The sequence below is a fragment of the Vibrio mytili genome (assembly GCF_049563345.1).
Classification (GTDB): domain Bacteria; phylum Pseudomonadota; class Gammaproteobacteria; order Enterobacterales; family Vibrionaceae; genus Vibrio; species Vibrio mytili.
Genome location: NZ_CP110481.1, coordinates 981,128 through 1,002,145 on the forward strand (window position 1 = coordinate 981,128; position 21,018 = coordinate 1,002,145).

17 protein-coding genes are annotated in these 21,018 nt (G+C 45.9%); 11 read left to right on the top strand and 6 right to left on the bottom strand.

From position 1 onward, the window contains the following. Positions 1-22 precede the first annotated feature (22 nt). The 3 genes from thiK (at position 23) to ONE56_RS04640 (ending at position 3,421) form a co-directional block, all read left to right on the top strand. Positions 23-910, top strand: a complete 888-nt coding sequence (thiK, locus tag ONE56_RS04630) for a thiamine kinase (RefSeq protein ID WP_423840311.1) — start codon at positions 23-25, stop codon at positions 908-910. Between the two features lie 205 nt (positions 911-1,115). Then, positions 1,116-1,655 carry an alpha/beta hydrolase YcfP gene (ycfP, locus tag ONE56_RS04635; RefSeq protein ID WP_041156482.1) on the top strand — a complete coding sequence of 180 codons (540 nt, stop codon included), beginning with the start codon at positions 1,116-1,118 and terminating at the stop codon, positions 1,653-1,655. A gap of 476 nt (positions 1,656-2,131) precedes the next feature. Further along, positions 2,132-3,421 carry an NAD(P)/FAD-dependent oxidoreductase gene (locus ONE56_RS04640; protein ID WP_041156483.1) on the top strand — a complete coding sequence of 430 codons (1,290 nt, stop codon included), beginning with the start codon at positions 2,132-2,134 and terminating at the stop codon, positions 3,419-3,421. 149 nt (positions 3,422-3,570) lie between these two features. On the opposite strand, the gene ONE56_RS04645 is transcribed toward ONE56_RS04640, so the two are convergent. The 4 genes from ONE56_RS04645 to ONE56_RS04660 all read right to left on the bottom strand — a co-directional run bounded on the left by ONE56_RS04645 (position 3,571) and on the right by ONE56_RS04660 (position 9,112). Next, positions 3,571-4,119: a GNAT family N-acetyltransferase gene (locus ONE56_RS04645; protein WP_041156484.1), complete on the bottom strand. Its 549-nt coding sequence runs from the start codon at positions 4,117-4,119 to the stop codon at positions 3,571-3,573. 97 nt (positions 4,120-4,216) lie between these two features. After that, on the bottom strand, positions 4,217-5,068 hold the full coding sequence (locus ONE56_RS04650; RefSeq protein WP_423840312.1) for a peptidoglycan binding protein CsiV: 852 nt from the start codon (positions 5,066-5,068) through the stop codon (positions 4,217-4,219). 7 nt (positions 5,069-5,075) lie between these two features. Further along, positions 5,076-8,537, bottom strand: coding sequence for a transcription-repair coupling factor (mfd, locus tag ONE56_RS04655; protein WP_423840313.1), 3,462 nt, complete (start codon positions 8,535-8,537; stop codon positions 5,076-5,078). Positions 8,538-8,542: 5 nt separating this feature from the next. After that, complete coding sequence (locus ONE56_RS04660) at positions 8,543-9,112, bottom strand: PilZ domain-containing protein (protein ID WP_331438187.1); 570 nt, start codon at positions 9,110-9,112, stop codon at positions 8,543-8,545. Between the two features lie 338 nt (positions 9,113-9,450). Here ONE56_RS04660 and lolC point away from each other — a divergent pair, with 338 nt between their 5' ends. Genes lolC through lolE form a run of 3 tightly spaced genes read left to right on the top strand, consistent with a single transcriptional unit; the run spans position 9,451 to position 12,605 of the window. Further along, positions 9,451-10,659: a lipoprotein-releasing ABC transporter permease subunit LolC gene (gene lolC, locus ONE56_RS04665; RefSeq protein ID WP_423840314.1), complete on the top strand. Its 1,209-nt coding sequence runs from the start codon at positions 9,451-9,453 to the stop codon at positions 10,657-10,659. Then, entirely contained in the window at positions 10,652-11,359 is a 708-nt protein-coding gene (gene lolD, locus ONE56_RS04670; RefSeq protein WP_041156487.1) for a lipoprotein-releasing ABC transporter ATP-binding protein LolD, read from the top strand. The genes lolC and lolD overlap by 8 nt, the downstream gene beginning before the upstream one ends. Before the next feature lies 1 nt (position 11,360). Beyond that, complete coding sequence (gene lolE, locus ONE56_RS04675) at positions 11,361-12,605, top strand: lipoprotein-releasing ABC transporter permease subunit LolE (protein WP_423840315.1); 1,245 nt, start codon at positions 11,361-11,363, stop codon at positions 12,603-12,605. A 247-nt stretch (positions 12,606-12,852) separates the two neighbouring features. Here lolE and ONE56_RS04680 read toward each other — a convergent pair whose 3' ends face one another. Then, positions 12,853-13,371, bottom strand: a complete 519-nt coding sequence (locus tag ONE56_RS04680) for a DUF2062 domain-containing protein (protein WP_041156489.1) — start codon at positions 13,369-13,371, stop codon at positions 12,853-12,855. An 8-nt stretch (positions 13,372-13,379) separates the two neighbouring features. Between ONE56_RS04680 and ONE56_RS04685 the strand changes: the two genes are divergently transcribed. The 5 genes from ONE56_RS04685 to kdsB are packed head-to-tail and all read left to right on the top strand — an operon-like array spanning position 13,380 to position 19,343. Next, a complete protein-coding gene (locus ONE56_RS04685) occupies positions 13,380-15,638 on the top strand; it encodes a DNA internalization-related competence protein ComEC/Rec2 (protein ID WP_423840316.1) in 2,259 nt (752 codons plus the stop codon). A gap of 31 nt (positions 15,639-15,669) precedes the next feature. Further along, a complete protein-coding gene (msbA, locus tag ONE56_RS04690) occupies positions 15,670-17,418 on the top strand; it encodes a lipid A ABC transporter ATP-binding protein/permease MsbA (RefSeq protein ID WP_041156490.1) in 1,749 nt (582 codons plus the stop codon). Positions 17,419-17,423: 5 nt separating this feature from the next. Continuing rightward, positions 17,424-18,431, top strand: a complete 1,008-nt coding sequence (gene lpxK, locus ONE56_RS04695; RefSeq protein WP_423840317.1) for a tetraacyldisaccharide 4'-kinase — start codon at positions 17,424-17,426, stop codon at positions 18,429-18,431. Next, entirely contained in the window at positions 18,412-18,591 is a 180-nt protein-coding gene (locus tag ONE56_RS04700) for a Trm112 family protein (RefSeq protein WP_041156492.1), read from the top strand. The genes lpxK and ONE56_RS04700 overlap by 20 nt, the downstream gene beginning before the upstream one ends. Beyond that, entirely contained in the window at positions 18,591-19,343 is a 753-nt protein-coding gene (kdsB, locus tag ONE56_RS04705; RefSeq protein ID WP_423840318.1) for a 3-deoxy-manno-octulosonate cytidylyltransferase, read from the top strand. Before ONE56_RS04700 ends, kdsB begins: the two co-directional genes overlap by 1 nt. Before the next feature lie 112 nt (positions 19,344-19,455). On the opposite strand, the gene ONE56_RS04710 is transcribed toward kdsB, so the two are convergent. Beyond that, on the bottom strand, positions 19,456-21,015 hold the full coding sequence (locus ONE56_RS04710; protein WP_041156494.1) for a SpoVR family protein: 1,560 nt from the start codon (positions 21,013-21,015) through the stop codon (positions 19,456-19,458). Between the last annotated feature and the right edge of the window lie 3 nt (positions 21,016-21,018).

A 21,018-nucleotide genomic window follows, 5' to 3' on the forward strand; every position in this document is an offset into this window, starting at 1 on the left:
TTTAAACATGGAGTAGCCACTAATGGCCTGGTTTTCTTGGCAACAAGCAAAAGAATTAGACCCTAGCCTCAATGCCTTAGATGGCTTCTTTAAAGATCCTCCTGTGAAGGTTCAGACACTCACAGGAGGATTAACCAATCGTTGTTGGCGGTTGGAACCTTCTCAAGGACGTGCGTACGTATGGCGGCCTAGCAGCATGGTATGTAAGGCTTTTTCCATCTCTCGTCATAACGAATATCAGATACTGTCCGCGATTTCACCGCTCAACCTTGGACCAAAGCCTATCTTTGTGCACGAACAAGGCCTCTTAGTTGAGTGGGTTGAAGGTGACATACTCACCAATGTTGGCGTTGAATTGTTAGAGTTACTGCCTGTCGCCGCGCTTATTCATCGGTATCCGATAAGTGATATTCCAGTCGTCCCTTTTTCTTATATTGCTCGTCTAGATCATTATTGGCTCGAACTCGAAGGCCAATATGCTGGGACGCAATTTGAAGCGCTGTATCGTCAATGGCGCACAGAGCCCAGCGTTGACATCATTGAGCCCGCACTGTGTCACTTCGACTTGGGCTGTTATAACCTAGTAAAGAGCCACCATGAAGGGCTCAAAGTCATTGACTGGGAGTACGCTGCCATTGCGGATCCGAGATTAGACTTGGCGATAGCATTGCAAGTCGCTGGGGCCTCGTCGGTTGAGGAGTCTGTTCTACAGTATTGCCAATTGCGTGGCATTGAGCAGACCTCTAGCTGGCTAGAAGGTGTAAAAGCATGGCAACCGCGTAGTTTAGTCCTAGCGATGCTTTGGTATCTGCTTGCTTATAAATTGTGGGAAGATGAACAATACTTATTCAGTGCGAACGAGTTTAAAGACTTATTGTGCCTAGAAGGTCACTGTTTTGAGAACTCGTGAGAATTTCCTCTGAAACAGTAAGGAATTAGTGGTAATTTTAAGGAAAGTAACAATTTTACTCAAATGACTTCATAACGCGGGCGGTACGGATGTTGTTTGCGCTGAACCTGGGGAAGCGTACGTTTTGTCAACATCATCGATACTGAACATTCATTATCACGAGCATCATGAAGTTGTGCGAAGAATTTAACAGGGAGAGGTCCACATGATTATTTACTTACACGGTTTTGACAGTACAAGTCCGGGTAACCACGAAAAAGTTCTACAGTTACAGTTCATTGACGATGATGTTCGTTTTGTCAATTACAGTACACTGCATCCTAAGCACGACATGCAGCATCTATTAAAAGAAGTGTCCAAAGTGATAGACCAATCGGACGATCCTAATCCTCTTATTTGTGGGGTGGGGTTAGGAGGATACTGGTCAGAGCGTATCGGATTTCTCTGCGGTATCAAACAGGTCATGTTTAATCCGAATTTACATCCTGAAGAAAACATGGCGGGACGTATTGATCGCCCTGAAGAATATGAAGATATTGCAACAAAGTGTGTCGATCAGTTTCGCGCGAAGAACAAGGGGCGCTGCTTAGTCATTTTGTCTAAAGAAGATGAAGTGCGAAACAATAATGAAACCGCAGCGGAACTAGAAAAGCATTACCAAATCATTTGGGATGACACTCAAACACACAAATTTAAGAAGATCTCCCAGCATTTACAGACGATGAAGGAATTTAAGAACACTTAATCGTTCGACGTTAAATCAAGAATACCAACAGCAGCACGCCGCCAACGCGTGCTGCTTTTTTATCTAATTAATATTTGTTTATCTTTTGGTCATTTTTCTTGTTGCAATGTGGCACGAAAGTGTCGTTTTAGAGACAACAAAATTTCGCCAAACCGTATCTTGAGTAAGGATTTTGGTTGCCTTCAAAACACGGCTCTATATAATGAAGCGAGCTCAAATAATTTGATAAAAATCAAAAAAAAATGAGAGCGAGTAGCAAACTTGCCCATTTTCTCTGGGTTGATATGACCCAGCTTAGATGTTCAGTGTTGATAATTAATTGATAAAAAACAAAACACAATACATCAGTTTTAATCCAAAACCTGTTGAAACCCTCTAACCGTTAAGAATTCATCGGTTGGATACTTCTCGCAGCAGCGCTGGCAGTGAAGTATCGAGCTGAACCCATTTATTCATTTTTGTAGAGGAAAATCATTGTGACACGCATTATCGTTGTAGGCGGCGGTGCTGGTGGCCTAGAGTTGGCGACTAAGCTTGGCCGAACTCTTGGTCGTAAGAACCGCGCGCAAATTACGCTGGTAGACCGTAAAGCGAGCCACTTGTGGAAGCCATTGCTGCACGAAGTAGCGACAGGTTCATTGGATGAAGGCGTCGATGCTCTTAGCTACCGTGCCCACGCAAAAAATCATAGTTTCGATTTCCAAATGGGCAGCCTTGCAGACATTGATCGTGAACGTAAAGTGATCACCTTGAGCGAATTAAGAGACGAGCACGACGAACTTCTTATCCCAAGCCGCGAGATAGAGTACGACATTCTTGTCATGGCGATTGGCTCAACATCCAATGACTTCAACACTCCAGGTGTTCGTGACAACTGTATTTTCCTCGATAGTCCTGAACAAGCTCATCGATTCCGTACGGAAATGAACAATGAGTTCCTTAAGTTGCATGCTAAGAACGGGAACGGCACGGTTGATATCGCCATTGTCGGTGCAGGTGCAACGGGCGTAGAGCTGTCTGCAGAGCTACACAATGCAGTTAAAGAGCTGCGTGCTTATGGTTTTGGCGATCTTGATTCTAGCAAACTCAACGTTAACCTGATCGAAGCGGGTGAGCGTATTCTTCCTGCATTGCCACCTCGCATTTCTACTGCCGCGCATCAAGAACTGGTTAAGCTTGGTGTGAACGTACGTACGGCGACGATGGTGACAAAGGCTGAAAAAGACGGTTTAACCACCAAAGACGGCGAAAAAATCAACGCGAAAATCATGGTTTGGGCTGCGGGCATCAAAGCGCCTGATTTCATCAAAGACATTGCGGGCCTGGAAACCAACCGTATTAACCAACTGGTCGTCAAAGACACCCTGCAAACCACGCGTGATGACGATATTTTCGTTATCGGTGATTTGGCGCAATGTACGCAAGCTGACGGATCGTTTGTTCCACCGCGTGCACAAGCCGCTCACCAAATGTCGACGCAAGCCTTTAAGAACATTGTGGCAAAGATCAACAACCGTGAACTTAAGCCTTACGTGTACAAAGACCATGGTTCATTAGTTTCACTTAGCCAGTTTTCAACCGTCGGTAGCTTAATGGGTAACTTAACCAAAGGCTCTATGATGGTCGAAGGACGTATCGCTCGCGTGGTGTATATTTCATTGTATCGTATGCATTTGATGGCGCTACATGGAATGTTCAAAACCGGACTCATGATGCTAGTTGGTCGTATCAACCGAGTATTACGACCAAACCTAAAACTACACTAAGTTTTACGTAAAAAAACCGGAGCTAAAGTGCTCCGGTTTTTTTGTTGGCTGTTAAGCTAGAAAAATAGCTTGTACTTGATGTGCTCAGCTAACTTCCTGCAGAGTAAGGTGTTTAGTAATAAAAAGCAGCAAAAGCGCTGCTTAATAGTTTACTCCAAATCGCGGGGAAGCAGTGAGTAGACCACACCATCTTTAGGTTGCTGATTGAAAATAAAACGATCTCTGGCGATGGCTTCTTTATGCGCGCCGACCGACTCTATCAAGGCTTGACTGACGGTATTGTCTGGGTCACAGACGATCTCTAAGCGGGTAAGGCATAAAGTGGCAAAGCAAAATTCTGCCAACGCTCTAATTGCTTCCTGCGCATAGCCTTGACGTTGATACCGATCGGCAACCCAGTAGCCAATACTGGCCATATTGAAGGTTTGATAGAGCTCGTTCACCGCGACCATGCCAAGTAATGCTCCTGTTTCACGCTCATAGATACCAAAGCCAAAGGCCTCTGCTTTGACCCAGTTGAGGCGCGTAGACAGCAGGAAATCTTGTGCTTCCTGTAGGGATACATCCTCATTACACCAGTCCAACCAGGTATGAAGAGATGGCGAGGTGGCCAGAAGTTGGTGTAGGGCCGACGCGTCTTCCGCCGAAATCAGGCGCAGAGCGAGGCGAGGTGTGATGATCTCAAAGTCAGGGCTCATAACTGGGAAGTCCTTTTCTGTTGGATATGGTCACGTTACTGGAATTAAATAAAAGCACAAGCGCAATCAGGGCTGCGCTTGTGCGAAGAGGGAGTGATTATTCGACGTTACGAATTTGGATGATCACGCCCATCATAGGGCTATCTAGGTAATGGATTTCTTCACTTCTCATACGACGTTTTTGTTCCATTCGGTAAGTTTTGAGAAACTTCTCTTCTGTTACCGTCGGCGAAATTTCTGCTAGGTTACCCACTTGGACATTACCGTCGACTGCTCCTAGCTTGTCATCTAATTGTTCATCAGGTGTTGCCTCGAAACGAACTTCACGAACACTTGGCTCGCGCAAGTCCAAAGTAGTATCTGCAAATAAATAGTGCTGCACGTACACTTGAAACTTACCATCTAATTCATATAGTGCTTTGCTCATGTTTCCTTCAGAGCGTGTTTCTTCCAAGTTGCTGTCATTGACGTCGCGTTCGTCTACGTAAACATCGTCTGTTTCATTCGTTTCTGTGGCATTGACGTCAGCGTTAGCGATAGTCGACGAGGGGCGATTGATGTTGCTGCCGTCAGCGTTAAAGGATCCGGAAAAATCTCGGCCACCCACAATGCGAAATATTGGTGCACTGTCTTGTCCTTGATCACCTTGTCGCCATGCCACGTGCTTAAGTACTTTAAACCCTACGTGGCTGTTTAATGCAGCTTCTTGAGCATTGAGCTGATAAGAAGAGCGTGGTAGTAGAGCAGCGCCTTTTGCACTAAGGTAGGCATCGCTATCTAAGCTACCGACATTGGTCATATCGATTTTTGGGAGCTGGCTGGACCAAGACTCGCTTGTACTCTCTGCGTCTCCTACGCGTTTAAAAATAATCAATTCGATATCAAATTGACGTTGTGCCCAAGTAGGCATCGACACGCATAGAAGCAATAATGGGATCAGTATTCTCATTCGATTATTAGCTCGCTGGGATTAAATTTTGTTTAAAGTCATTCAGTAAATCTTGAACAAACTGAATGCGCTTACGTCGGTCCGCTAAAGGGACGTTAAATTTGAACTTAGTCGGACCTTCCATCGCGAATTTCTTCGGCTGTGATTGTAAGAGCTGTACTAGATACGCTGGGTTAATCTCTGCATCAGGATAAAACTCAATAAACCCGCCTTTATCATGAGCTTCGATTTTCTTGGCTTTCAGGTTACCTGCGGCAAATTTCAGCTCAGAAACCGCGAGTAAATTTTTGGTTGCATCTGGTAAGAGGCCGAATCGGTCAATAAGTTCGACTTTGAGTTCAGATAATGCTTCACTATTCGTCACACTGGCGATGCGCTTGTACATCGAAAGTCGAGTGTTTACGTCTGGGATATAATCATCGGGCAATAGAGCAGGAATGCGCATTTCGACTTCAGTTTGTTCTCGCAATAATTCATCGAGCGATGGCTCTTTGCCTTCTTTCAATGCTTGGACCGCTTGTTCTAGCATTTCCATATAGAGTGTAAAACCAACCGATTGAATTTGACCACTTTGCTCATCGCCAAGCAGTTCGCCAGCCCCACGAATCTCTAGATCGTGCGTCGCCAATGTAAAGCCAGCACCGAGATCTTCGAGAGAAGCGATGGCATCCAGACGCTTGATTGCATCTTTAGTCATGGCTTTAGGGTGTGGCGTAAGCAAGTAGGCATAGGCTTGATGGTGTGAGCGCCCCACACGGCCACGTAACTGATGCAACTGAGCCAAGCCTAAGTTGTCCGCACGATCCATGATGATCGTGTTAGCGGTAGGCACATCGATGCCTGTTTCTATGATGGTTGTACACACCAATACATTGAAACGCTGATGATAGAAATCATTCATGATGCGCTCAAGTTCACGTTCGCGCATTTGGCCATGAGCGACGGTGACACGAGCTTCGGGTATCAGTTTTTGTAAATCTTCCGCCGCTTTCTCTATCGTTTCAACCTGGTTATGTAGGAAGTAGACCTGACCGCCACGCATGATTTCACGTAATACCGCTTCACGAACTACCGACTCTTCACGCTGACGGACGAAGGTTTTGATCGCCAAACGGCGCGCGGGTGGTGTGGCGATAATCGATAGATCGCGCATACCACTCATTGCCATATTCAGCGTACGAGGAATTGGCGTTGCGGTGAGTGTTAAGATGTCGACATCTGCACGCATTGCTTTTACTTTTTCTTTTTGACGTACGCCAAATCGGTGCTCTTCGTCGACAATCAATAAGCCGAGATCCTTAAACTTAATATCGCTTGATAGCAGCTTATGTGTTCCGACCACGATATCGACTTTGCCGTCAGCCACATCTTGCAAGATCACTTTTTGCTCTTTCGCTGATTTAAAGCGTGACAACACTTCGACGCGAATCGGTAAGTTGGCAAAGCGGTCTCGGAAATTCTCAAAGTGTTGCTGGGCTAGGAGTGTCGTCGGAACTAATACGGCGACTTGTTTGCTGTTGTCGGTGGCGACAAAAGCTGCGCGCATCGCGACCTCGGTTTTGCCGAAACCAACATCACCACAAACCAGTCGATCCATGGCTTTCGGTTGGCACATGTCAGAGAGCACCGCATTAATAGCCATCGATTGATCGTCGGTCTCTTCAAACGGGAATGTGGCTTTAAATGTCGCGTACTGGCCGCGATCTAAGGCAAATTTATACCCCGGTTTAAGTTCTCGCTTGGCGTAAACATCCAATAGCTCAGCCGCAACATCGCGGACTTTCTCAGCCGCTTTACGGCGAGCTTTCGCCCAAGCTTCTCCACCGAGCTTGTGCAATGGTGCACTCTCTTCAGCTCCGCCAGAATAACGACTGATAAGGTTGAGCGATGAAACGGGCACATACAGTTTTGCATCGTTTTGGTATTCAAGCGTCACATATTCGGTTTGCATGCCACCTGCTTCGAGGGTTTGCAAACCAATATAGCGGCCAATACCATGGTCAATGTGAACAACCGGTTGACCGGGTTTGAGTTCCGCCAAGTGACGAATGACGGTATCGCTGTTGACCGCTTTTTTATCTTTACGGCGACGTTGGATGACACGGTCACCGAGCAAATCACTTTCGCAGATGAGGGCAAAATTCAGTTCTTCGTGGATAAAACCGTGTTCTGCGGCGCCAAGGACTAGGCTAAAACGATCTTTCGAATCCAACGCTTGGTAAAGAGAGCCATGCGAAACGGGGCGAACTTTGATGCCTTGTAACAGCTCAGTTAACGCTTCACGTCGGCCTTCTGATTCTACAGAGAATACAATCTTGCCAGTAAATTGCTCGCTGAATTGGCGTAAGCGTGAAAGTGGTTCTTTGTTTTGTTGCTGAACACCAAGCTCTGCGAGGGATTGCACCGCTAGGTTTTCGCGGCCTGCGCGTTTGACGACTTTTTCTAGGCTGAGCTGCGCTTGCGGTAACTGTTTAATATGAGAAAACAGTTCGTCTTTTTTGAGCCATAACTCATGGGGCGCGAGCAGCGGACGCAGTGGGTCGATTTTTTTCTGGTCGTAGCGGTATTCAACGTCTGCTAAGAACGTATCAACCGCAGCTTCAATATCACCATAGCTGAGCAACTGAGAGCTTTCTGGTAGGTAGTCGAATAATGTCTCTGTGTGTTCAAAAAACAGCGGTTGCCAATACTCGATACCTGCTGGCCATGTTCCTTTTGTTACCTGCATATAGATGGATTCTGGCTCACGGCGAGCTTCGAACTGTGCGCGCCAGCGAGTACGAAACTCTTCAATGGCTTCCTGTGTGGTGGGAAACTCATGGGCCGGTAGCAACTGAATTTGCTTTATGTCTTCAATCGAGCGCTGGTTCTCTGGATCAAAGGTGCGAATGGTATCTATTTCATCATCAAAGAAATCAATGCGGTATGGATCCTCACTGCCCATAGGAAACAGATCGAGGATCGAGCCACGGCTGGCGTATTCACCGGGCCCAAATACTTGATCAACGTGGCGGTAGCCTGATTTTTCCAACTGCACGCGAAGTTTTTCTAATGAAAACAAATCACCGGTTTTGACCATCAATGTGTGCTGAAGCAAAAAGTCTCGCGGAGACTGACGCTGCAGAATTGTGCTGACTGGAACAATCGTTATCCCGCCAGTTTGGTTCGGAAGCTGATACAAGCGAGCAATACGATCAGATATGATCTCTTGATGCGGTGAGAAATTGTCGTAAGGCAAGGTTTCCCAGTCAGGAAACAGGCTGACAGGTTGATGCGTAAATTGTTCGATTTCCGCTTGTAGCTTTAAGGCTAATTGAGGGTCTGGGACGACGAGCAGAGTATGGCTTGGGTGTTGTTTTGCCAGTTCTGCTATCGCCATCGGCAGTGCCGCACCAGGTAAATTACCAAGTTGTTTTTTATCACCCGGTTTAGACGGATTGGTGACGGAAAGAATGGTTGCTGTTGTCATAATCGTTATTTTTTATCTCGCTCCATTGAGCGCTGACGCAATAGTTTTTGCTGTTGATGCAAGGCCGCTTTAATCAATAGATCCTGATCGTCATCCCGGAGCATTTTATATCGAAGTGTGATGACGAATCCTTGTTCAGAAGGTTCGCATGCTTCGACTTCTGCGTAGCAATAGATGGCGGCTGCAGGGTGATCTAAGAACAGTTTTACTCGAACTAGTTGTTGCTCGTCGAGTGGGTTTGCTGCTTGATAGCTCAGTTTGCTGGCACCAAACTGCGTGGTTTGAAATCTGAGCATGGTGTCATCTTGCTGCGAAAGCATAAAACTAAGTAATAAGTTGAGCTTCGCGTTTTGTGTATCGAGTAAGCTAATGACGTGCTTTAAATCTTTGTTTTTTAATTCAAGTCGAGCATTGTCTGCTAACAAGTCCAGGTGGCTGAACTCACTTGCTACAATAAATGGGGCCGGAATTTCAGAAATAAAGGTCGCTTCGTCTGGCAATGTAACGTCAGCACCCAACGCTTCCACGTTGATGGTGAGATTGTGGTGAACAGTAAAGTATTCTTGCTCTGTCATGTAGAGGGTCCTTTTGCCAGCGAGCACTTTCTGAATCAATCACAATACAGAAAGAGGGTCTCTGATTATCGCTAACTGAATGAAGTTATCAAGTTAACCCTAACTTTCGATTGTATTTTTTTGGCGCAGGTGAGGCTGATATTCAAGTGGATTCACACTTAAAATGCGTTTAAACACCGAGTACAGATAAACTTACCATGACTATGTAGCAACATAATGGGCATATAATTGCATCTCGTTGACAAATTTAGTGATTATCCTGTCTTCTTCACTTTAAGAGTAGGGTAAGATAGTGCCCAAGTTTTTGCACGAATAGATAACCAGTTGGTTTTTCCTATATGTATCATCCTATCTCATTGTTTATTGGTTTTAGGTATCTTCGGGGGCGCTCTGGAGATAGGTTTAGCCGATTTGTCTCTTACATGTCGACCGCAGGTATCACCATTGGCGTGATGGCATTAGTGACGGTGCTTTCTGTCATGAATGGTTTTGAATCTCAGTTAAAAGAACGCATTCTCGGCGTGTTGCCACATGCAGTTGTTTCTCAGCATGATGGCAAGACACCGCTATCAGAGTCCGCGCCTGAATTCATTCGACACATGTCTAATGTCGCCGAACCTGAACCGATCGTTCGTGGTGAAGCCGTGATTCAAAGTTCAGCTCAACTGACCGCAGGCTACTTAGTTGGAATCGAGCCGAAAAAAGGCGATCCGATTGCCAATCATTTGATTGCTGGTCGATTGAAAAACTTACAAGCGGGGGAGTACAACGTATTTCTCGGTCAAGGATTGGCACGTTCGCTGAGTGTATCGATGGGCGATAAAGTGCGCTTGATGGTGACCAATGCGACTCAGTTTACCCCATTTGGGCGTATTCCGAGTCAGCGTAACTTCACCGTTGCTGGCATATTCAACACCGGTTCAGATGTCGATGGTCAGCTCATGATTGTGAATATGAACGATGCAGCCAGACTGACGCGTTTGCCTAAAGATACCGTCTCTGGATGGCGCGTTTTTTTCTCTGACCCGTTTATGGTGACTGAGTTTGCTGATAAACCTTTGCCTGAAGATTGGCAGTGGAGTGACTGGCGAGCACAGCGGGGTGAGTTATTCCAAGCGGTCAAAATGGAAAAAAACATGATGGGATTGATGCTGGGTCTGATTGTTGGTGTGGCGGCATTTAATATTATTTCTGCGTTGATTATGGTGGTGATGGAGAAGCAATCGGAAGTCGCTATTCTTAAAACCCAAGGGATGACGCAAACCCAAGTGATGGCAATTTTTATGGTTCAGGGCGCAAGCAGTGGCGTGATCGGCGCTATTGTTGGTGGTTTAGTCGGCGTGGTGTTATCACTCAACCTCAACTCACTGCTGGAATCTGCTGGCGCATCCTTGTTTTCTTTTGGTGGGCAATTGCCCATTGTGATTGATTCATTTCAGATTTTATTAGTGGTTGTATTGGCGATTGCTCTGAGCCTTGCTGCAACCATTTACCCTTCTTACCGAGCATCTTCTGTTAAACCTGCTGAGGCACTTCGCTATGAATAAACTATTGGAATGTCGTGATATTCGTAAGATATACCGAGAAGGGTCGTTAGATACCGAAGTGTTGAAAGGCGTCAGCTTCGAGCTTGAAAAAGGAGATCTCGTATCGATTGTAGGCTCTTCGGGATCGGGTAAGAGTACTTTGCTCCATATTTTAGGCGCGCTAGACGATGCCACTCAAGGGGATGTCGAGTTTTTGGGACACAACTTGTCTGCATTAAGCTCAAACAAACAAGCGGCGCTGCGCAATAAGCACTTAGGGTTTGTGTACCAGTTTCATCATTTGCTGGCCGATTTTACCGCCGTGGAAAACGTGGCGATGCCGTTAATGATTGGTGGCGAAAGAGCATCCGAAGCAAAAGCTCAAGCACAAGCACTGTTGGAGAAGGTCGGGCTGGCTCACCGTATGGATCACAGGCCATCAGAATTGTCGGGGGGAGAGCGCCAACGTGTTGCGATTGCCCGTGCATTGGTGAATAAGCCTGATCTGGTGCTCGCCGACGAACCGACCGGTAATTTGGACCATCAAACGGCACTGGCGATTTATGATCTCATGCGTGAGCTTAACCAAGAATCGAACATCGCGTTTCTTGTTGTCACTCATGACAATGAATTGGCTGCCAAAATGGATCGTCAAATGCATATGCAAGATGGTTTGCTGGTGGACCAGCTCGATACTGCGCTCACTACAGAGGAGAACTGATTTGTTTTCATCGTTAGCATTAATGATCGGTGGTCGTTTTAGTCGCGCAAAAAAGCGAAACAAAATGGTGTCGTTTATTTCACTCTCTTCGACCATCGGTATTGCCGTCGGCGTCGCAGTGATCATCATTGGCTTGTCAGCGATGAATGGTTTTGAGCGTGAACTGCAATCACGCGTGTTATCGGTAATTCCTCACGGTGAATTGGAGGGCGTAGAAGGGCCTCTCTACGACTATACGCAAACCATGCACCAGGCGCTGAAACACGAACATGTCGTTGCCGCTGCGCCTTATGTGCGCTTTACCAGTCTTGCTGAAAAGGGCAGTAAACTAAAAGCCATTGAAGTTCGCGGCGTTGAACCATCGTATGAACAAGCCGTGTCGAGCCTGTCTGACTTCATTGATCCACAAGCTTGGCAAAACTTTCATCCGGGCCAACAACAAGTCATTTTGGGACGTGGTGTCGCAGATGAATTAAGCGTGGATATTGGTGATTACATTACGTTGATGATCCCACAAACAGGTGGTTCAACGAATGTCCAAGCCCCAAAGCGTGTTCGTGTAAAAGTGACGGGCTTTTTGACCTTGAATGGTCAAATCGATCACTCTCTGGCGTTGGTACCACTGTCTGATGCTCAGCAATACGCGAGATTAGATGATGGTGTGACGGGGATTTCATTGAAAACCGATGACGTGCTCAATGCTCCATCAATCGTGAGAGAAGTCGGTAATCTGGTTGACGTTTATGTTTACTTGAAGAGCTGGCAGCAGCAATTTGGCTTTTTGTACCGTGACATACAGCTGGTACGAACGATTATGTATCTAGTCATGGTTCTGGTGATTGGTGTGGCGTGTTTTAATATTGTTTCCACGTTAATGATGGCGGTGAAAGACCGGGCCGCAGAAATTGCGATTTTACGTACCATGGGCGCCAAAGATGCGTTGATCAAGCGTATTTTTGTTTGGCAAGGCGTGTTTTCAGGTGTTTTTGGCAGTATTGCTGGCAGCATCATTGGTGTCTTGGTTGCGCTGAATCTCACGCCAATAATCAAAGGGTTAGAGCATTTAGTCGGACACCATTTTTTGTCGGGAGACATCTATTTTGTTGATTTCCTGCCTTCTCAATTGCATTGGGCGGATGTTGGCTTAGTTTCTGGTACCGCCATTATATTGAGCTTAGTTGCGACCTGGTATCCGGCTTCTCGGGCCGCGAAGTTGAATCCCGCTTCCGTATTGAGTGCAAAATAATCTAAATACGGATCAGCCTTAATCTTCACTGAGATAGCCAATGTTAACCAACCAGTGTACCGCGCAGGCAATGGCTTAAAACTAACGCTGTATTCATGATATGAAAAAGGACCGAGCTCGGTCCTTTTCTTGTTCAATTGCTATCACGATATATGTTGGTACAGCTCACAACTTTTCATATTCTTCTCGCATCTTTTCTCAGAATTGCTGCCATTTCAGCCCCAACCCACATCTGAAAACCTGCATATTAGCTTCGTTTGAGTATATTGCGTTTTTGCCAGCTGCGTACAACAGAATAGCGCCACAAGCCACGAATGCCAAAATAGCCAACAATGGCGGATATCACACCGCAAATCATACATCCTAGGAAAAAAGGCGGTCCTATTGTGTGCATTTGTTGCATCAGGTATTCCCAAGAAAGCTCAAAATGGAATGGCTGAGGGGGGACATGTAAGACTAAGGCACCAATTTTGTAAGCAAAATAAAACAGTACAGGCATGGTAATTGGGTTACTAATCCAAACTAACGCAACAGAAAGGGGGAGATTCACCCCCAAAACAATGGCAAGACCTGCCGCCATGATCATTTGGCTTGGTAGCGGCACAAACGCCATAAATAAACCCACGGCAAAAGCCCCCGAAGCTGAGCGACGGTTTAAACACCATAGGTTGGGGTTGTAAAGCACATTGCCGAAGACCTTCAACGCTTTCTGGCGTTTGATTAATTCGTGATCAGGCATGAAGCGTTTTATCAGCTTTCTAGGCATAGGACAGCATGACTCTCTCAGAAAAAAGTTGGACCTTAGTGTTATTTGTCACCACTGTTATATCGTCAGCATGGTGGCTGACGATACCAGACGAACATTGGCTGCCGTTGGGAGTCGTGGCGATTGGCTTAATCATTAAATTGCGTCGTGGCCTAATTAGCATAGGCGCAATTTCCGGCTTTTTGGTTATTGTTGTCCATGGCAATGTAACAGATCATCAGAGACAAGCCCTTTTTCAAGCTGAAGAGAATATTACCATAACTGGTAAGGTTAACAGCTCTTTTAAGCAAATAAGTCACGGTTTTGAAGGTATTGTGACAGTAAACCAGGTCAATTCTCAAAAGCTGTTACCTTTCCTTAAACCTAAAGTCCGTTTTATCTCGCCTTTTATACTGCCAGTTAACAGCGAGTTTACGACAACTGCAACCATAAAACCCATTATTGGATTGAGGAATGAAGCGGGATTTGATGCTGAGAAGCAGTCCATGGGAAGGGGGATAATCGCGCGCGCAACGGCTGCGGACGATGCGCATTGGACCATTCGAAGCGCTTACTCTCTGCGCCAAGCGATCATTAGTAAGGTGACAGAGCAAATACGCCATTTATCACAGTTTCCACTGATCAGTGCCTTGGCTTTCTCCGAACGGGACTGGCTATCTGATGAGCACTGGCGAGCACTTCGAGATAGCGGGCTATTACATTTGATCTCGATCTCGGGGCTGCATATCGGAATGGCATTTGGGATCGGCACCATGGTTGGGTCTGCCATTCGTTATGTGATACCTCGCTATCACTTTTTACCATCGATGAGTGGATTAGTGGCAGCCGTAGCGTATGCGTGGTTGGCGGATTTTTCTTTGCCAACCATTCGAGCCGTGTCAGTGTGTATGTTGTACGTTTTACTTAAGTTTTCATTAGTGCACTGGAGTCCCTGGCGCGTAGTGCTTTTAGCGGTTTCGTTACACTTGTTGTTTGAGCCTTTTGCATCGTACAGCATGAGCTTTTGGTTATCGTATTTGTCAGTTGGCGCAGTGTTGTTCGCGATCAATGCAGTACAGCGCACTGCATCCACCAAATTAGCAAAACTGCGCGTATTACTCCTCAGCCAACTGTTACTGAGCCTTTTTATAATTCCTGTTAGTGGATACTTCTTCTCTGGTTTTAGCTGGTCATCACTTGTTTATAACATGGTGTTTATTCCGTGGTTTGGCTTTGTGGTTGTGCCAGTGATGTTTGCGGCCGTGTTTGCCTCTCTATTGGTGCCATCGTTTGCGATCTATTTATGGGAACTTCTTGATGCAGCGTTGTGGCCGCTGAACCACTCCATCCAATATGCGGTCGGCACTTGGTTACCTTTGAGTAAGAAAATGGCGCTTTTCGTCGTTTTCATCAGTATTAGTGTGTTGGTGAAACGATTCATGCCTTATCGCGCTTGGTTGGTTGTATCTGCGGTAGTGCTATCTCTTCACCTTCTTCCTCAACGGAGCCAAAGCACTTGGCAAATTGACGTTCTCGATGTGGGTCATGGGTTAGCGGTCATGGTTGAAAAAGAAGGTAAAATCCTCCTGTACGATACTGGAAAATCATGGCAAGGAGGCAGTATCGCCGACCAAGTTATAACGCCTGTGCTTCATTCAAGAGGCATTAAGCGGATCGATACGTTCGTACTCAGTCACTCTGATAACGATCATGCGGGTGGACGTTTTGTTGTCGAAGAGAACTTTGCTCCCACGCATAAACGTAGCAGCCAGAACTTTTTTGGTTACCAACCGTGCAACAGTAAAGAAGCGTGGCAGTGGCAAGGGCTGAGGCTAAACGTGATTTGGCCACCCAAACAAGTAAAGCGTGCTTACAATCCACATTCTTGCGTATTTAAATTGGAGGACCCTACTTCTGGATTCACTATGTTATTTACCGGGGATATTGAAGCGATCAGCGAGTGGATATTACTTAGGGAGCCGGACAAATTACGCAGTGACATCATGCTCGTTCCTCACCATGGCAGTAGAAGTTCCTCTAACCCTAAGTTTATTCAGGCGGTCAGTCCGAGCCTTGCGATTGCCTCTCTAGCGAAAAATAATCAATGGGGTATGCCTGCACCTTCTGTGGTAGCGGCGTATAAAGAAAGCGGTTCGACTTGGTTGGATACGGGAGAAAAAGGGCAGGTGAGCATTCGTGTTGATAAAGAGAATTGGGTTTTAAAAACGAAACGCAGTAATACATTTGAACCATGGTATAGGCAGATGCTGCGTAAGGGAGTAGAATAAGAGTCTTAATGTAAGAAAATAAAGCACTTCTATGTCGATTAATACTGATGAAACGACTTGGCAGACGTTTAAGCGTCTGTGGTTATATATTCGCCTTTATAAAGCAGGTCTTATCGTTGCTATCATTGCATTAGTCATTAATGCAGTCACAGATACTTATATGATTTCACTACTGAAACCTTTGCTGGATGAAGGTTTTGGCAGCGCGGAATCTGACTTCCTACGTACGCTTCCGTTGATCATATTTGTCATGATGTTTATCCGGGGTACCAGTGGGTTTGTCTCTGATTACTGCTTGAGTTGGGTTTCCGGTAATGTGGTTATGCAGATCCGACGCATGGTATTTAACCACTTCATGCACATGCCAGTATCTTACTTTGACAAAGAGAAAACTGGCAGTCTGTTATCCCGGATTACGTATGATTCAGAACAAGTGTCAGCGGCAACGAGTAAAGCGTTAGTGAGCATTGTTCGTGAAGGGGCGAGTATCATTGGTTTACTTGTGCTCATGTTTTACAACAGCTGGCAACTTTCTTTAGTGTTGTTCGCTGTCGCTCCTGTTGTTGCTTGGGGGATAGGCGTTGTCTCTAAGCGTTTTAGAAAAATCTCTAAAAATATGCAGACCATGATGGGTAATGTGACGGCATCCGCCGAGCAGATGCTCAAAGGTCACAAAGTAGTGCTGAGTTACGGTGGTCAAGACATAGAACGTGAGCGTTTCGAAAAAGTCAGTAACCAAATGCGCCAACAAAGTATGAAGTTGGTGACGGCACAAGCCGCTGCTAACCCTATCATTCAAATGATTGCATCGATTGCCATTGTTGCAGTGCTTTACTTAGCGAGTATCGATTCAATTAAAGAGCAATTGACACCGGGTACCTTTACGGTTGTGTTCTCGGCAATGTTTGGTTTGATGCGTCCGTTAAAAGCGTTGACCAATGTGACTTCGCAGTTCCAGCGTGGTATGGCAGCAAGCCAAACGTTATTTTCATTAATTGATCTGGAACCGGAGAAAAACGAAGGTAAGCACACTGTTGAGCGCGCCAACGGTGATATCTCAGTAAAAGACGTCACCTTTACTTATCAAGGGTCAGAGAAGCCCGCTTTGCAACATGTCAGTTTTGATATACCAAGCGGTAAGACAGTTGCGTTGGTGGGGCGTTCTGGTTCTGGTAAGAGCACTATTGCGAACTTATTTAACCGTTTCTACGATGTTGACAGCGGGTCCATCGAGTTAGATGGGCGTGATATTCGTGAATATGAATTAAGGAACTTGCGTCAACAGTTTGCGCTGGTATCGCAGAACGTTCACTTATTTAACGACACTATTGCGAATAATATTTCCTATGCGACGGAAGATAACTTCCAGCGCAGTGATATTGAAAAAGCCGCTGAGTTGGCTCATGCGATGGAATTTATCAACAAAATGGAAAATGGGCTCGACACCATGATTGGTGAAAATGGCGCGAGTCTGTCCGGTGGTCAGCGTCAACGAATCGCGATTGCTCGTGCGTTACTTCGTGATGCGCCCGTATTGATTTTGGACGAGGCGACATCTGCATTGGATACCGAGTCAGAGCGAGCTATTCAAGCTGCGCTGGACGAGTTACAAAAAGACAAAACCGTACTGGTGATTGCGCACCGTTTATCAACCATTGAAAATGCAGACGAAATTTTGGTGGTGGATGACGGCTCGATTGTTGAGCGAGGCAATCATGCTGACCTTATCAAAAAAGATGGGGAATACGCCCAACTTCACCGAATTCAATTTGGTGCTTAATCGTCGTGGTTGAAAAGATTTGGTTTGAAAACCATCCGTTAAAATATCTTTTGTGGCCGCTTTTGTGGCCACTGAGTTTGCTGTTCGGTGCGATTAGCCAATCAAAGCGCAAGCAATATCAAACGGGGAAAAAGCGGGCGTATCGTGCACCGGTGCCTGTTGTTGTCGTAGGTAACATTACCGCTGGCGGCAATGGCAAAACGCCCGTCGTGGTGTGGCTGGTGGAGCAATTACAGCAATTGGGCTACAAACCTGGGGTTGTCTCGCGTGGTTATGGGGCGAAAGCGCCACACTATCCATTGGTCCTAGACTCAGATACACCGACGAAGCATTGTGGCGATGAGCCTAAACTAATTCATCGTCGAACCGGAGTGCCAGTGGCAGTGGATCCCGTGCGTGCTAATGCGGTTAAAGCTCTGATGGTTGAAGGTGTCGACATTATCATTACCGATGATGGCTTACAGCACTATGCACTCGAACGAGATATTGAACTGGTAATTGTTGATGGTAATCGACGCTTTGGTAACCAGAACCTAATTCCTTTAGGTCCTTTACGCGAGTCTGTCGAGAGGCTGAATGAAGTTGATTTCGTTATTACCAATGGCGGGCAAGCACATCCAGGTGAGATTGCGATGTCACTTGCACCAGAGAAAGCGATCAACTTAGCTACAGCCCAGCAGGCTGACGTTGCAACGTTAAAGCAGCTCGTTGCCTTTGCTGGGATTGGGCATCCACAACGCTTTTTTAATACACTGGATGAAATGGGCGCGGATGTTAAACTCACTAAGGGTTTTGCTGACCACCAAGATTTTGAACAGCAAGAATTAGAGACATTAGCTTTGCAAGGAGCGAATGTCATTATGACTGAAAAAGATGCCGTCAAGTGTCACCATTATGCGCAGGCTAACTGGTGGTATCTTCCCGTCTCTGCTCAATTGGATACACGCGATGCAGAGCGAATTTTAAATAGAATAAAAGAGGTTAAAGCGACTTATGGATCACCGTCTGCTTGAGATTGTAGCTTGCCCTGTATGCAAAGGTAAGTTGACGTACGATAAAGATAATCAAGAGCTGATCTGCAAAATGGATCGCCTTGCTTATCCAATCAAAGAGGGCATTCCTGTACTGCTAGAGCCAGAAGCTCGTACCATGAGCATGGATGAGGGCCGCTAATGTCTTTTACTGTTGTTATTCCTGCTCGCTATTCGTCAAGTCGATTGCCGGGAAAGCCTCTGGCAGATATTGGTGGTAAACCAATGGTGCAGTGGGTGCATGAACAAGCAATGCAAGCAGGCGCTGATGATGTGATCATTGCGACCGATGATGAGCGTGTTTCCGCAGCAGTAAAGCAGTTTGGTGGTAAAGTCTGTATGACGTCAGCCAACCATGAATCAGGCACAGAACGCTTGGCCGAAGTGGTTGATAAGATGTCGATACCTGCCGAACATATCGTGGTGAACGTACAAGGGGATGAGCCGCTTATCCCACCGTCAATCATTCGCCAAGTGGCAGAGAACCTCGCTGCTTGTGACGCGCCAATGGCAACATTGGCTGTAGAAATTGATTCAGAAGACGAAGTGTTTAACCCTAACGCGGTGAAAGTAGTCACGGATGCAAACGGGTATGCTATGTACTTCAGCCGAGCAACGATTCCTTGGGATCGTGACAATTTCGCGGAACAAGGCAACAAGATTGTTAACCCACTGATGCGTCATATTGGCATTTACGCTTATCGTGCAGGATTTATCCATACCTACATCAACTGGGCACCGAGTGCACTTGAGCAAATTGAGTGCTTGGAGCAGCTACGAGTACTTTGGTACGGCGAAAAAATCCACGTGGCGGTCGCCAAAGAAGCACCAGCAGCAGGCGTCGACACTCAAGCTGACTTAGAAGCTGTACGAGCGATTATCGCTAAAAGATAAGTGCGTTCGACTGTTCTAGCCCAGTTTGTGTAAGCCGTCGATTTTTATAAATATAAGTAAAAAGGCTCCTTTTCGGAGCCTTTTGCGCAAGTATAGACTACAAAGAACGAGATTAACGTTCGTATTGGTTTGATTTCTGTTTTGGACACATTGCCAATGTCTCTCTGTGACCAGTTTCTTTTACTTCCTGCAAAATTACGTCAAAGCCCCAGAGTCGGTACACATGTTTTAATACTTCCTCATAACTGTCATCTAAAGGAATTCGGTTGTGAGGAACATATTGCAATGTTAACGAGCGATCGCCTCGTACGTCGACATTAAACACTTGGATGTTCGGCTCGAGATTAGAGAGGTTGTACTGGGAAGCTAACTTTTCTCTGATCTGCTGATAACCCATTTCGTCATGAATGGCGGATATCTCAATGAAGTTCTTATGATCATCATCTTTGATGGCAAACAGTTTAAAGTCGCGTATTAACTTCGGTGACAAATATTGGCTAATAAAGCTTTCGTCTTTAAAGTTATGCATCGCGAAATGCACAGTGTCCAGCCAATCTGAGCCTGCGATATCAGGGAACCATTCCTTATCTTCATCCGTTGGGTTTTCACAGATACGTTTAATGTCGGTAAACATAGCAAACCCAAGCGCGTAAGGATTGATACCGCTAAAATAAGGGCTATTGTATGGCGGCTGAGCGATGACGCTCGTATGGCTATGTAAGAACTCTAGGATAAATTTTTCTGACACTAACCCTTCATCGTAAAGATGGTTAAGAATTGTGTAGTGCCAGAAGGTCGCCCAACCTTCGTTCATTACCTGTGTTTGTTTTTGTGGATAGAAGTACTGGCTTATCTTACGCACAATTCGCACGACCTCTCGTTGCCAAGGTTCGAGAAGCGGTGCATGTTTTTCAAAGAAATACAGCAAATTCTCTTGAGGCTCGCTTGGGAAGCGCTCTTTCATGTCCTCTTCTTTCGTTTTTGCTTGAGGAACGGTGCGCCACAGTTCATTGACCTGTGATTGTAGGTAGGCTTCTCGCTCCTCTTGACGAGCTTTTTCTTCGGTTATCGAGATTTTTTCAGGACGTTTGTAGCGATCAACGCCAAAATTCATTAATGCATGACAGGAGTCGAGCAGTTTCTCTACCTCCTGAACCCCATACCGCTCTTCGCATTCGGCTAAGTACTTTTTGGCAAACAACAAGTAATCGATGATTGAGCTGGCATCTGTCCAAGTTTGGAATAAGTAGTTGCCTTTAAAAAACGAGTTGTGACCATAGCATGCATGTGCCATGACCAACGCTTGCATGGTAACGGTGTTCTCTTCCATTAGGTAAGCAATACAAGGGTTGGAGTTAATTACAATCTCATAAGCGAGCCCCATTTGACCATGCTTATAGTTTTGTTCAGTTTGAATAAACTTCTTACCAAATGACCAGTGATTATAATTGATTGGCATACCGATACTTGAGTATGCATCCATCATCTGCTCGGATGTGATCACTTCTATCTGATTAGGGTAAGTGTCAAGACGGTAATGCTCCGCAACGCGTTTAATCTCCTTGTGATAGCGTTCTAAGAGTTCAAATGTCCAGTCTGGACCATCCGGTAGTAACTTGCTGTTGCGCTTCTTAGTGGCTTCTTCCGCGTTTTTTTTCGTGAAAGTATTCATCGC

Bases quoted from the DNA above. Each gene is read 5' to 3' on its own strand.
- mfd (WP_423840313.1), bottom strand. From the start codon at position 8,537: ATGACAACAGCAACCATTCTTTCCGTCACCAATCCGTCTAAACCGGGT.
- ycfP (WP_041156482.1), top strand. From the start codon at position 1,116: ATGATTATTTACTTACACGGTTTTGACAGTACAAGTCCGGGTAACCAC.
- ONE56_RS04645 (WP_041156484.1), bottom strand. From the start codon at position 4,119: ATGAGCCCTGACTTTGAGATCATCACACCTCGCCTCGCTCTGCGCCTG.
- ONE56_RS04660 (WP_331438187.1), bottom strand. From the start codon at position 9,112: ATGACAGAGCAAGAATACTTTACTGTTCACCACAATCTCACCATCAAC.
- ONE56_RS04710 (WP_041156494.1), bottom strand. From the start codon at position 21,015: ATGAATACTTTCACGAAAAAAAACGCGGAAGAAGCCACTAAGAAGCGC.
- ONE56_RS04700 (WP_041156492.1), top strand. From the start codon at position 18,412: ATGGATCACCGTCTGCTTGAGATTGTAGCTTGCCCTGTATGCAAAGGT.
- lolC (WP_423840314.1), top strand. From the start codon at position 9,451: ATGTATCATCCTATCTCATTGTTTATTGGTTTTAGGTATCTTCGGGGG.
- msbA (WP_041156490.1), top strand. From the start codon at position 15,670: ATGTCGATTAATACTGATGAAACGACTTGGCAGACGTTTAAGCGTCTG.
- lolD (WP_041156487.1), top strand. From the start codon at position 10,652: ATGAATAAACTATTGGAATGTCGTGATATTCGTAAGATATACCGAGAA.
- ONE56_RS04685 (WP_423840316.1), top strand. From the start codon at position 13,380: ATGACTCTCTCAGAAAAAAGTTGGACCTTAGTGTTATTTGTCACCACT.
- kdsB (WP_423840318.1), top strand. From the start codon at position 18,591: ATGTCTTTTACTGTTGTTATTCCTGCTCGCTATTCGTCAAGTCGATTG.
- thiK (WP_423840311.1), top strand. From the start codon at position 23: ATGGCCTGGTTTTCTTGGCAACAAGCAAAAGAATTAGACCCTAGCCTC.
- ONE56_RS04680 (WP_041156489.1), bottom strand. From the start codon at position 13,371: ATGCCTAGAAAGCTGATAAAACGCTTCATGCCTGATCACGAATTAATC.
- ONE56_RS04650 (WP_423840312.1), bottom strand. From the start codon at position 5,068: ATGAGAATACTGATCCCATTATTGCTTCTATGCGTGTCGATGCCTACT.